Source organism: Brenneria sp. hezel4-2-4 (assembly GCF_013155275.1).
Taxonomy (GTDB): domain Bacteria; phylum Pseudomonadota; class Gammaproteobacteria; order Enterobacterales; family Enterobacteriaceae; genus Brenneria.
Genome location: NZ_JABJXS010000001.1, coordinates 1 through 13210, shown reverse-complemented (window position 1 = coordinate 13210; position 13210 = coordinate 1). Strand labels below are relative to the sequence as shown.

The following is a 13210-nucleotide window of genomic DNA, read 5'->3' as shown; positions in this document are numbered from 1 at the left end:
GCCCTTTCTTTGGGAGCAGGCGTGAATTATCCAATCGGACCAATCAACCACAGCTATCTGGGTTCCAGCGTTTATACCATGTTGCGCGAGGCGCTGATTGTCGGTCGCCTCAAGCCTGACGATCGCCTGCGCATCAGGGAGCTTGCCGCGCAGGTCGGCACCAGCGTTACCCCGGTGCGGGACGCGATTCTGCAACTGGCTAAAGAACAGGCGCTGGTGCTGAAGACCCCCCGCGATATCCGCGTTCCACAATTAACCGAAGATCAATTCAAAGAAATCCGTACCCTGCGACTGTCGCTGGAGGGAACGGGCGCAGAACTGGCGGCCGGATTGATTATTCCGCAGGATTTACGGCGTATCGAAGAAAATATTCAACGCAACCGCCAGGCGATTGAAGACAAAAACCTGAGCGAGGCGTTGCGGCTGAACAGCGAATTTCACCTGTTGCTGGCGCAGTCGGCCCAGATGCCGCTGCTGACGCAGTTTATCGGCAGCCTGTGGATGCGCACCGGGCCGCTGATTGCCCGGGCCTATGCCCATTTCTCGCTGCAAATGGCTATCGAACATCATCAGGAAGTGCTGACCGCCCTGCGCCAACAAGACGGCCAAGCCGCGATGCGCGCCATCCAGCGCGATATTCTGGATGGCAGCGAAACCATGCTGGCGTTTATTGCCGCCGAGCAGCAGGCGTAGGCTAAGCCGGCTCCCGCCGGCGGTATCAGGCCGCTTTTCCCGGCGACAGCAGTTCGTTGATCAGCAGCCGGACTTCCTTTTTCTGATCGATAAACGCGGAAAGCAGCGCGGTAAAACGGGACTCGTCCAGTGAGTCCGCCGTTTGCCGGCTGCACAGGCGTAGCGTGGTGTTCTCATCCAGCGCCAGCCAGCAACCTTTCATCGCCGCCATTTCAAAATTAAGCAGCAGCATAAGGTGATAGGTCGCCGCAGGGTTATCGTCTTGAAAGCGCATAATCTCGCCGTGCAATAACAACGCGTCGCCATTAGCGGGCATTTCCAATACGGCCGCCTCCTGCCCGCCTTGCTCATACAGCGCGCAAACGCCGTCTTGTAAACTAAGCGAAACCTGATGAATCTTGCCGTAATGGTGTAATAAACGGGTAATATGTTGTTGGGCCGGTGTCATGGATTTTCTCCTTAATCACGATTAACTTTTCAGTTGCAAACCTGTCTGCTGCAACTGTTGTATTGCGCTGGCGGTGGACGGATGCGCTTTGGCGATTTCTCCGCCGAGCGTGTAGCTTTGCGGTATCGTCTGGTCCTGGCCGTAAGTGAAGCTGACGCTGCCAAGCAGTTTGCTCATGGTTACGGCCGCGCTGCTTGCGGCGTTGATGATGACTGCCGGCGTAGTGAACCCCTCGCTCTTTTTCACCGTCTGCATGACCTCGATACTCGCCAGGCGCAGGTTGCTCTTATCTTTGAACAGCGCGATAACGTCATCTTTTCCTTGCGTTTTATTCTGAATACCCTGCTCTACTTTTGCCCGAACATCGTCTTTCAGTTCCAGCCCCACCGTCACCGTGGCGTTATCCTTATCCTGCAACCGACTCACGATATCTTTTAACGCCGGATTTTGCGCAATCATCTGATTAACGCGATCGGCATTACTGGGCGGCAGCGTCGAAAACAGATGGCTGCCCAGCACTTGAAACAGGCCGTTTTCCGTCAGTTTGCTCAGATTGGTATATGAGGTGGAGTGTTTTACGCTGTCCAGCGTCGCGCCATCCCGCATCGCGGCGTCCTGACGCAGGTCCAGACGTTTCAACTGCGTCAGCACCTGATGCTGCATGTCCGTTTTCGCGGTTTTGTCGGCAAAATGCTCGCTCAGGATGGCCAACTGGTCATCCGGTTTGGTCATTTTTTTCACATTATCGAGTACCAGATTGCTGGCCGGATCGGTAAAGGCCGCCGCCAGCGATTGGGTCATCGAGGCGATGTCGGTTTTTTGCATCGGCACCGCTTTCTTCATATTTAAGCTGATAGACTGGTTGGTACGCGAATCCACCGCAACGTTTACCCCAACGCTCGCCGCCGCAAAGATCGGGACCAGCCCGGATCCATCATCGGTGGTTCTGGCGATCCCGCCGTTGATCCCGGCGTTGGCCCCCAGCGCAATCTGATTCATGAATTGCATACGGTTGTCGGAGACCGTATAGCTGTCCGAATTTTCACTCTGCTCGACACTTTTGGCGCTGTTCGCGGACAGCACGTTCGCGCTTGCCGTCATCCCGGCAGTTCCGCGCAGCGTGACGGTGGAAGGCTTAGCGCCTTTGGTGGTCAAGTCAATCCCGCCGCGTATCTCCAGCGCGGCGCTGCCGTCCAGATTAAAGCTGACCGTTCTGCCCGACTTCACGCTGTGTTGTTCGCCCTTATCCATCAGGGCCAGCGGGTTAAGCGTGCCTTTGGTCAGCCCTTCGATAAACCCTGGCAGCTCTTCCTCGGTCAGTGAAAATTTCATGGCGTTCTGCTGCGCCACCTGTAGGCTGGCGGATATGCTGGCAGAGGCGCGAATATCGGGAACAAAGCTGTGTTTATCGTTGATTTCCTGCGTCATTTCCGCCGAGGTGGTCCCCGTCAGGTATTCACTGACGTCGTAACCGCCGGAATAGGACAGTTTGCCGGTAATGCCGCCGCTGCGTTCGAACGTCACAGAAACGCCGTTATCCCCGCGGGCAAAGCTCAAATTATAAGTCCTTTCGCCGCTGACGCTGCCGCCGGGCACCGGCGGGAAAGGCAGCGGCGTTCCCAATACCACAAACGCCAACGATGCGCCGCCGCCATAAGTGCGGCTGAAAGCGATGCTTTCGCTGCTATCCAGCGACAGCAGCGTGGCTTTCATTTTATCAATCATATCGGTCTGGCTGCCGGCCCGCATCACGGTTCTGGACGTGACGCTGACCGCGTTCTCCTCTTTCCTGAACGCTTTCATAAACGTTTTGATAGAGTCGTAGTCCGCTTCCAGCGCCTTATGATTGGCAAAGCCCATATCGGTCAGTTTCTTCACCGGGTTCGCCCCGTAGGTATCCTGCCGCAGCGCGTTAAGCTCCGTGGTCAACGAGGCCAGCGCCTCCTTGCCGGGCGACGTGCCGGACAATGTACCGAGGCGGTCGGTCAACTGATACAAATCCCCCAGGGTCAGCGTATCCAACACCAGCCGGGTTTTAGCCAGCGACAATGCATCGTGGGTATCCCGCTGCTGACCGAGCGTAGCGGAATTCAGCTTCTGCTGTATCGGCATCTGGTTATCCACAAACTGTTTCACCAGCGTTCTGGCCATACTCTCTTTGGATGCGGGGGTGGTTTCCATGGCGGCGAGCAGCATGGGCGCCAGATCTTTCTCCTGACGACTCAGGCTGACGGCATTGGACTGTTCGTCCGGGAGCGCCGGTTTGCTCTGCGTGTTTATCGCGCCATTGGCATCCACTACGCCCAAATGTTTTCCGATGTTCAACGCGGCTCTGGCCGAACTGGTCTCCAGTTCGGTACGAAACTGCTTTAATAGGTCCACCAACGGCTTACCCTGTTCGCCGAGATCCAGTTTTTCCATCTTGCTCGCCAGATCCATCATTGGTTCCTGAGGTTGACCGGTGTTCGCCTCCAGCTTTTTCAGCAAAGCGGTCTGCATCTCATAAATCGGCTTCAGCCCTTCCCGTCCCACCAGTTGATGCTGTACATGGTTAGCAAAGGTCTTTATCGGTCGGGGTATATCCAGCGACGTGTTGAAGATATGCGCCCGCACCAGATCGGACAGCTTGCTTTTAACCTTCTGCGACTCTGCGCCGGTTTTTCCCATAATCTGCAAATCGGCTTTGGCCGTAACGCCGGTAGCCGGCAACCGCTTGCCTTTGGTGGCGCGTCGCAAGGTGCCGAACACGGTTTCCGCGGCTCGCGCATCGTCGGAAGGCGTTGCTTGTCCTTTCGGCACCTCGCTTTTCCACTCGTCCGACTGCCGGGTATACAACTGATGCTCGTCGTGCGCGATTTGTAAATGATGCTGCGCATCGGTTCCGATGGCGTTTATTTTACCGTCTATCGGCGTACCGACCGGCCGCCACTGCGCAGCGCCGTGATGAGCCGCGTTTTGCCAGTCGGCTTTCGGCAGTTGAAACAGTTGCCCTTCTTTATTCAGCGCAAAAAGGTTCTGCTGCTTGTCCAGCGTGATGTCGCGTATTTCACCGGACAGGCCGTTTTTGGGCAGCGCCAGCGGCGGGATAGCCACTTGATCCAGACCCGGTTTATGCTGGTGGAAATGCAGATCGCCTTGCTGATTGACGGCCACGAATTTATTGCGATTAATCATCGCGATGACCGAAACGTTGTCCTCTTTGCTAATACCGGGCAGCGCGGTACCGTCAGTCGGCATCTGGCGCACCTGCGACAGGGCGAACACCGTATTGTCGCCGTGCATGAATTCATCGGATTTCTGGCCGATAGATAACGGAGTAATTTTGCTGTCTTTCAGGATGTAGGCCTGATTATCCAGCCCGCGCTTAAGCTGACCGGCCTCGACGCTGGATGCTTCCCAACTCTGGCTGTTTTTATCGTAAAAATGAACTTTTCCGTCCTGGAGCGCCAGCTTCCCCAAGCGCCCCAGATCAATGGTATCCAGCCCCACCGGCGCCTGAGCCTTCAGCCCCAGCGCGTCATCCACCACCAGACGATCGCTCAGATTCCAGCCTGGTTCCGGCGACAGTCCATTTTGCCCCAATGACGCCACGTGTTTTTGACCTTGCCGATCGGTCGCCAGCGCATGCGTCTGGCCGTGCTCATCATGGGCAAATCCGGTAATGCGGCGATTGGCCCCCAACGTGGCGTCCAATTCCGGCGTATCATAAGACGTCAACGTCACGCTCTTCTCGTCTTTCCCCGGCAGCGGCGCATGGAAGAGATTACCCTCATGATCGGCGATCAGCAGGTGTTCGGCGGTGAGGGCAACGGACTGCGCCTGTACCGGTTTGCCATCATTCAGCAAGTCGACAGGCTGGGGAGACGCGTCCAGCGCGGACAAAAGATGCAGTTGCGTCAGGTGATCGCGCTTGGTCAGCACCGCCAGTTGCCCGTTTTTATTGGCGGAGAAATCGCTGATTTCGTCGCTGAACTTCGACGCGCCCGCCCCTGATGAGAGGTTATTCAGAGTATGTTTATCCTCAACCGCATACAATTGCCCGTCGCCCTGCCGGGATAACAAGCTGTGAGGAACCTCGCTGGTTTGCTGCCAAACGCCGAAGTCGGGGCTGAGCGCAAACAGTTTTTTATCATGAATGCGCAATTGCTCGCCCGGCGCGGACGCGGAGGCCGGCTGTCGGTAAATCCCGGTCAGCAGTTCGTGATTCATCTTTCCCGACAACGGGATACTGACCTCTTCTCCGCGCGCGCCGGCAGAAGAAGACTGAAGCTTGATTTGGCCCGGCGTAAGCGTCAACTGCACGCTGCCTGACGGCGCACTGCCCGCACGGCCCACGCCGGGAATGGGGCTGCGCCCGCTGCTGTGCAGCGCGATAGCGTTTTCCCCCTCGCGCTGGATCACAAACACGCGGCCGGATTTATCTAACAACGCGTGCTGTTGGGCGTCCTGGCTTTCATGATGGGCAATAAACGGCTGACTGTTTTTCCCCAGAGTCTGCTGTAATAACGTCGCCAACGTATTCGGCAGCCCTTTGCCGAACTGAATTTTGCCATGGTCATCTATCTTAACCTTGAATTCCTCAGGGGGAGCGAAGCGCGTCAGATTCCGAATCGGCCCGCCGGAACCCAGCGATGAACGTGAAGGCGCAATGGCGCTTGACGGCTGAGAGGTTGCCCCGGAAATCGGCGTCTGATGGCTGCTTTCGCCTTGCTCGAATACCCTGCGGCCCACCTCGCGCGGCGGCGAACCGGCCGGCGATGAGGGGGCGGTATAGAAGCGCTGCGACCCGTGGCTGTCGCTGTCGGCATTGCTGTGCCGAGGGGAAGCAGGCAACGAGCTTGGGGGCGTAAAGAACCGCTCGCTATGCCCTCGCTCACTGCCGGTCAGTCTGCCGCCGCCTCCCGGTGATAACGACCCCGGCGACGATTCCCGACGCGCCAGGCTCTGAATCGGCCCCCCTGACGACAGCGAATCGCGCAGCGAGCGCGGCAAACCCTGGATCAATCCGCCCGAGGATAGCGACGAGCGCAGATCCGTCGGACGCGCGCCCTGATGCCTCACCTGACTGCCGCTTCCCTGCTCAAGCACCGGCGGCTTATTTTTATCATGCAGTCCCTGCTGAATCAGCGACGGCGAACCTTTCTGACTCGCGTTACTGCTTTTACCCTGCGCTAGCGTGGATTGGGACGATGAGGCTGGTTCAATCTCCGAAATTGGCCTGCTTGACTGCACGTGCTGAATTTTTTGCATAATCAACTTCCCCGGATAAGAAAATGGCGTTGCTTGCTAAGTGGCCGTATTTGTTTATCGGTTCCCTCACCCCTTTTTTCTCTTTGCCAGCCCCATCCGGAACCAATGCGCTCCTTTTCATCACTTAACACTCGACTAACCACAAATCGCCATTTACTACGGCTATTTGCTACCAAAACCAACCCTGTAAAGGAGCAACCATGTCTGAAATCACACTCTCATTTAACCTGCCGCCCGGCGCGGGACTCTTGACGCCAAACACCGACTCACCGCAGTCCGCCAGCGGGGGAGCTTCGCCCCGTTCCGCACATCAAAACGACCAACTGAAAGAAACGATGGGGATGCTGCTCAGCGCCCTCCTTCTCTCCGCCGCAAGTGGCGGACAAGCGTCATCGGGCAACGATCCGACCGGCCAAGCCGCCGAACCCGGGAGTTCCGGCGGTCAGAACGCCGGTCAGAATAGCAGCGCGGCCGACATGCTGATGAAACTGCTGGAAGCATTGATACCCAACGATGCGCAAAACAACACCTCCTCGGGCGCCGGTCAGGGCGCAGGCGCATCGCCGCTATCGGGAGCCGCCGGCAGCGGGGACGCGCAACAACCGGAAGACCTGAGCCGGAAATTATTACAGGACACCACAGACAATGCGCTGAGTAACGCCATCAGCCCCACCGGCGACGGCGGTGGTCAGATTAGCGACAACCCGCTGTTGAAAGCGCTGCTGGAACTGATTGCCAACCTGATGGATGCGCAAAAGGGGGCATTCGGTCAGCCGAATAATCAGGACAAGGACATTTCCGCGCCGAGCAGCGCGGCAGCGCCGACGTCATCCGGCGGCGGGAAAGGCGCACCATCTGTTCCTGCCGACGGCAATGTCGGCAGCGGCGGTTCGCCCGGGTTTTCAGCCCCTGCCGGGAACGGCGCCGCGCCCTCTTCACCGCCTTCCTCACCCTCTTCGACCGTAGCTGGCAACGGCGCCGTATCCGATACCGGTAAGGCCGCCGCTGTAGCCTTTCCCACCGCCGGTAGCGACGTCACCACCGTGGATGAAACAATTAAGGTCGGCCCCGGACAAGTTTTTGACGGTGGAGGTAAAACGTTTGTCGCCAGCAGTAAATTAGGCGATGGCAGTCAGAAAGAGGGACAGAAGCCGGTGTTTGAACTGGCTCACGGCGCCACCCTGAAAAACGTGGTGTTTGGCGATAATGCCGCGGACGGCGTGCACGTGCGCGGTGATGCCGAGATTAACAACGTGCATTGGACCAACGTCGGTGAAGATGCGCTAACCGTTAAATCCAACAACGGTAAGCCGGCCAACGTACACATCACCAACAGTAGCGCGCAGAACGCCTCAGACAAAGTGTTCCAACTGAATGCCGATGCCAATCTGACCATTGATAACTTCAAGGTGAAGGATTTCGGCACCTTTATTCGCACCAATGGCGGTCAGCAAGGCAATTGGAACATGAACCTGAGCAATATTGACGCAGAAAACGGCAAGTTCTCTTTTGTGAAAAGCGACAGTGATAACTTAAAAATCACCGGTAACAACATCAATCTGGTGAACGTCAATAATCACTACAAAGTGCCCGATTCCGCCAGCATAGGAGTGAACTAAGATGCTGCACATAACAGGCGATAATCACGCCGCGCCTTCCCGCTGGGCTGACGTGGTGAAGCAGGGGGGATACCTGACCCCCATGCAACGCGAAGCGTTCGAACGCGCTATTGGTTTGGTTCGCGAACAGCTGAATGCCGTGTTGTCGCGGCGAAGCGCGCCATACCGTGGCAAATTCGCGTTTGACGCGTTTGTCGATTCGCTGGAGCCGGACTTTCTGCACCAGGCCGAGGGGCGCATCGCAAACGATTTACACAGCGATGCGGCCCAGACGGCATTCTGGATCGCCCGGCGGGTGGCGGATAATTGCATCGCCCTGCGCCGGCAGTAACGGCGTTTAAAAAGGCGGTGTGATAACCACACCGCCTCAGACAAATAGCGTTATGACGCACGACCGACGCTTATTCTTTAAATGGATGCTGATCCGTTTTAGGCTGGCTGGCGCGGTAGGCATCCATTATCGGCGCCCAGTCCATTCCCTGTGGGATAGGATGTTGCTTAAATAACTCGCCGTATTTTTCGTCAAAATTTTTAAGCGTTACGGTAAATTGGCTTATCCCTATTGGGAATTTTTTATCGTACCAGTCATCGGTAACCTCTTCGGCAATACCCCGGGCAAGTAATAGATCCGGACTTGCGCCAAGCCCACGCCCCATCAAAACAACCTCATAATAGCCGCCGGGCGCCAGCCCAAAGTACAAACGTTCCCGGCGATCATAGCGTCCGTGTATTTGATAAACCGTCCTCATCTGCTGCTCTAAATCCGCGGGTAAATCAACCTTGATGCGGTAACGTTTACGATCGTAGAAGGACACCATTTCTATCACCGCTTTGTCTGGGACAACGACGCCCTCGGTAGGCAATCCGCCCCCCCCGGCCCAGTAGTAACGCTGACCTTTGATTCGGTCACTTAAGAGCCCGCCGGCCCCACCGCCAGCTTCGCGATCGGAGTAAACCAGTTTTCCATCACGATAAAACTCCGTCCGCGTATTTCGAGTGATATCAATATTGCTGCCGGTACCATATCGCCATGAAAAGTCCGGGATCATTGGTGTCGTAGCACAGGCAGCCAATGAGATACAAAGCCCCAGTAATACAATAAGTTGTTTAAACATCATGCCTCCTGATTGCCGATGATATGCCGCCGCTCCCGGCTCTCGCTGGTTTCCTGTTTGTGGGTATTGGCCGGATTGGCGATACCCTGACTGCTGGCGCTGTGGTGCATATAGTCACGACGCAGCGCCCGGTAAACCTCCGGCGGCAGCGACTGACCCAGGTTCTTCACCACGCCCTGCTCGTTGGCCGCCAGCGCCCAGTACTCATCCAATTTAGTCAGATTCACCGCCGGAAGTTTGGCAGCGCCAGAATCAAGTCTATTAGCAGGGATTGTCGGATCCCACTCCTTAAACGGTACGCCGACAGCCCGCCCCGCTTCCACCATCATATGTAACGGAATGCGGGCGTATTCCCCCTCCACCACCCGGCTCATCACCACCTCCACATAAACGGCCTTTCTCGGCCAGGCATCATCCTTCCCGCGCCGCCGGATAAACGAATAGGGAAGTAAACTGATTTCCCCCACCGGTGGCGTGGCCCCACGCCGCAAGTGAGGATTAAGCCGTCCGACCCAGCCCAATGCAACTTTCTCCTCGGCATAGGCCAGCGCCTGACGATAGGCGCGGCTGGCCGTATCGGGCGTGGAGGCCTCTTCTTCACTCATAAAGCGCTCCAGTTCGATACACTCGGTCAGCGCCGGGTTGCTGTTCGGGTTACGCAGACTCCAGCGGCTGTAATAGCCGCCGCCGATATCCGAGTGCGCTCCCGGCAGAGCCAGTTCGGTAAAATGCGACGGGATGCTGGTGCCGATGGCCGTAGGGGTAATGCGCGATAGCGGAAAGTGCTTCCGTACTTCATCCAGCGCCGTCAGATGCACCACCCGCTCGGCGCTGTCGTCCCGCAAACGGATATTGACGCGGGGATGGTACGACGATTTGACCGTATCAAACAGCCCGACAAACGCGATGCGCACATCCTCCCGACTGCTCCAGTCAAACCCGGCTTTCAGGCGGATGGTGTCGGTATTGGCCACCGCCCGCACCAGGGGATGGTCGGCCTTTTGGTCGATAACATTAACAAAATGGCGCGCCGCCGCCGCCCCACGGCTAAAGCCGAACACATCGAACATAATCCGGTGGATGCATTCAATATTGGGGAGTATTTCTTTCAGATCATCATCTATTGCCTGAACAATAGATTTCTCACAGGCTTCCGCCACTTTACCGGCAATCGACGTATTCTCCCCCAGGAAATCAAGATCCAGCCCTTTGGTCAACATATCATCCGAGAGATATTCCCTATCACTTTCCCCGGCGACCGGATCACGGGTTCCAATACCACTGATATAGCTATGGGCGATCAACGCACCAGCAGCGAGATCGTATTGGATGAATAACTTGCCCACATTAGTAATATCGTTAGCCGCACTGTCTCCCACCGGAAGCCGCCCCATCTGGCAGCCGCGCAGCTCTTGTTCCCGCTGTGCCGGGTCTGAACAGGTTTCCGCCAGCCATTGCTCGACTTTCTTGAGGCCCGATTCGGCATTATGGGTGTTGTTTCCGGTGCCGTCGAAGAATACGCCGATGCGCAATACGTTGATTTGGTAGCCCTTGACCTCAATCACGTAGGAATGGTTGGTAAAGAAGCGCACCTGTCCGGCTTTCCCTGGCTGATGCGCCTCCGGCAACGGCCGCTCGGGGGCGGTCAGGCACAGGTCGCCGGTGGTGGCCTTGACGTGTTCCCGCCGGGTGCCCTCATGCCCGGTATGCTCCGCCGCATAGGCCGGTACGGTACTTGGCCCTTCACTGAGCATTTCACGCGATTGCGCGGCTTTAAGCCAGGGCTGCGTTTCCAGTTTTACCGTTATCGGGCCAACGGCGAAACCCTGAACTAACGTCGGCCCCTCTTTGAGCGTCACCGTTATGGCGTTGCCGGTATCGTCGGCCAGCGTCGCGCTTAGCCCCTTAAACGCGCGATTGTGCTCATCGCGAATCTCAATCTCTATCCAATTATCGTAATGTTCGCAGGGAATACAGTAAGGATTTGCCGCCATCAGTTGACTCCTGTCAATTTATCATGCTGCGCCAGCCAATGACTGACCTGCGCCCATTCCGCCTCGTTCAGCATCAGCGGCGCGCGAATACTTTCCAGAGGAAATCCGGCCTGCAAGGTCAGCGCGCCCGCCACCACGCCATCGAGCACATCCTCCTGAAGCCTTTCCGTATTGGCTTGCCTCAGCACCGGCAAAATGGCGCCTGCCGGATCCGGATGACGTTCCATCATCGTTGTCATGGTCTGCCACAGGCGGCGACGCAGGATATAGGCGTGACGACTTTCGTCATACAACGCCGCCAGATGATGCGAATGAATAGGAAACCACGGGGTCTGCAACGAGGGACGAAACCGGGTATCGGGACTACGCGCAAACCCGCTGCCGTTAATCCACAGCCCGGCGCAGGGCCCCAGAACCGTATCCCGTTCCTTCGGGGTCATCGCGCTGAATATGGGCAGAAAAATACGAGGGTCAGAGAAGCGAAACCAGACGGCGATCCCTTCATTAATCACCTGTATCAGGCTTTGCCAGTGACGACGAACGATCTCAATCGACTGTTCGCTCATCAGGTAGAATCCACTTAAGGTAGGATAATCCGCCACGAATGCGGGAGAGGGGTTAGACAGCAGCCAGGGGCCAAGGGCGGCTTGATCCGCAAACGGCGTACCGGCAAAAAGAGGATAAGCCTCCCCCTCACTGAGCGTATAGAAACGCCCCGCCACCGAACGGTCTACCGCACCGTCTACAATCGCAAATAGCGTACCGCTATGCTGCATTCGCCACGCATTCAGGCTCATGCTTGACCTCCCTTGCCCAGGGGACAGGGCTTGGCAAGCGGCGCCACAGATTCCATGCTTTTATGAATTGCAGGGGCTGGTAGTGTGGCGGGCGGTGCCGGTGGCGCGCCAACATTGCCCGGCGGAACGGGGAGTTGCCCTGCCCAGCCAGAGCCGCTACCGGCGCTCCCCCCGGAGTTGATCCTGATGGACGGCCCCACGATGGTCACACCGCCGGGGTCAACTTTGACAAAGCTTCCCCCCACTTTCAGGGTCAACTCCGCGCCGGCTTCAAGAACCACCTTGGCCCCGGCTTTCACATGAACTTCCTGTCCCGCTTCGACCAGCAACGCCTGCCCCAGTTTCTGGTGCATAGAAGCATCAACGGTCAGTGAATGCTCCCCTTTAACATGGTCACGCTTCTCTTTCTCCACCGTCAGGTGATCGTTGGCTTTGATGCGGGTTACCCGTTCGTTATCAATATCGGTGTGTGCGTCGTGCCGGATATGCCAGACCACGTCATGCTCAATCAGCGCGTTGAGATCCTTCTGTCCATGCAGATAAATTTCCTCCTGCCCGGCCTGATCTTCAAAACGCAGCTCATTGAATCCTTCTCCCTTATGCGTCTTCGTGCGCAGTACGGTACGGGTCTTGTGAGCGGGCAGGTCGTAAGGCGGTCGGTTAGTTGCATGATACGTCCTTCCGGTCACTATCGGCTGGTCCGGGTCGCCTTCCAGAAAACTCACGATTACCTCATGTCCGATGCGCGGTATCGCCACCATCCCGTACTGGCCTCCCGCCCAGCCCTGACTCACCCGTACCCAGCACGAGCTCTGGTCATTGCTGGCGCCGTACCTGTCCCACGGGAATTGCAGCTTTACCCGCCCGTACACGTCGCAGTAAATCTCTTCCCCCGCCGGGCCTGTCACCGTCGCAATCTGCGGGCCGTCCACTCTCGGCTTGTACGGCATCTCGCTCCGCCAGGTGGTTTTGCCGTTCACCACCCTGAAACCGTTGCTCAGCGTCGTCGGCTCGCCGCCGCTCTCCTCTTCCAGCGCCTGCGGCTGTTGCCCGCTGTGCGTCACCCCCACTATCTGCCAGGCGATATTCAGCGCCGGGTTCGGGTGCTCCGTCATCTGAAACGTGCTGCCCGGCATCAGCCCCGCGCAGTTCGATTCCCCTTCACCCGTTACCGCCCCCGCACGCAGCGCCTCCAGCCGGTAGCCGGTAAACGCCTTGCCGCTCGGGTCCTGTTTAAAGCGACCGGGATAGTCGTAGTGCTGATAGCTCTCGCGCTGGTGCGCCAGCTCGCCGC

General features: G+C 57.4%; 9 protein-coding genes. 3 read left to right on the top strand and 6 right to left on the bottom strand.

Annotated features, from left to right (window positions below; translation table 11 throughout):
* Positions 1-21: 21 nt before the first annotated feature.
* Complete coding sequence (locus HOY33_RS00045) at positions 22-693, top strand: GntR family transcriptional regulator (protein WP_172287508.1); 672 nt, start codon at positions 22-24, stop codon at positions 691-693.
* Between the two features lie 25 nt (positions 694-718).
* Here the strand turns inward: HOY33_RS00045 and HOY33_RS00040 are convergent, their stop codons facing one another.
* Both HOY33_RS00040 and HOY33_RS00035 read right to left on the bottom strand, forming a co-directional pair.
* Entirely contained in the window at positions 719-1141 is a 423-nt protein-coding gene (locus HOY33_RS00040; protein ID WP_172287506.1) for a type III secretion system chaperone, read from the bottom strand.
* 21 nt (positions 1142-1162) lie between these two features.
* On the bottom strand, positions 1163-6391 hold the full coding sequence (locus tag HOY33_RS00035; protein ID WP_172287505.1) for an AvrE-family type 3 secretion system effector: 5229 nt from the start codon (positions 6389-6391) through the stop codon (positions 1163-1165).
* Positions 6392-6591: 200 nt separating this feature from the next.
* Here HOY33_RS00035 and HOY33_RS00030 point away from each other — a divergent pair, with 200 nt between their 5' ends.
* Positions 6592-8010, top strand: coding sequence for a pectate lyase (locus HOY33_RS00030; protein WP_172287503.1), 1419 nt, complete (start codon positions 6592-6594; stop codon positions 8008-8010).
* Between the two features lies 1 nt (position 8011).
* Complete coding sequence (locus HOY33_RS00025; protein ID WP_172287501.1) at positions 8012-8341, top strand: DNA-binding protein; 330 nt, start codon at positions 8012-8014, stop codon at positions 8339-8341.
* Between the two features lie 70 nt (positions 8342-8411).
* Here the strand turns inward: HOY33_RS00025 and HOY33_RS00020 are convergent, their stop codons facing one another.
* The 4 genes from HOY33_RS00020 to tssI all read right to left on the bottom strand — a co-directional run.
* The gene (locus tag HOY33_RS00020; protein WP_172287499.1) at positions 8412-9125 is read right to left on the bottom strand and encodes a DUF2931 family protein; all 714 of its coding nucleotides are present in this window, start codon (positions 9123-9125) and stop codon (positions 8412-8414) included.
* Complete coding sequence (locus tag HOY33_RS00015) at positions 9125-11119, bottom strand: DUF2235 domain-containing protein (RefSeq protein ID WP_172287498.1); 1995 nt, start codon at positions 11117-11119, stop codon at positions 9125-9127. Before HOY33_RS00015 ends, HOY33_RS00020 begins: the two co-directional genes overlap by 1 nt.
* A complete protein-coding gene (locus HOY33_RS00010) occupies positions 11119-11916 on the bottom strand; it encodes a DUF4123 domain-containing protein (RefSeq protein WP_172287496.1) in 798 nt (265 codons plus the stop codon). Before HOY33_RS00010 ends, HOY33_RS00015 begins: the two co-directional genes overlap by 1 nt.
* Positions 11913-13210, bottom strand: a 1298-nt coding sequence (gene tssI, locus HOY33_RS00005) for a type VI secretion system tip protein TssI/VgrG (RefSeq protein WP_172287495.1), incomplete at its 5' end; no start/stop codon positions are given. The genes HOY33_RS00010 and tssI, both read right to left, overlap by 4 nt.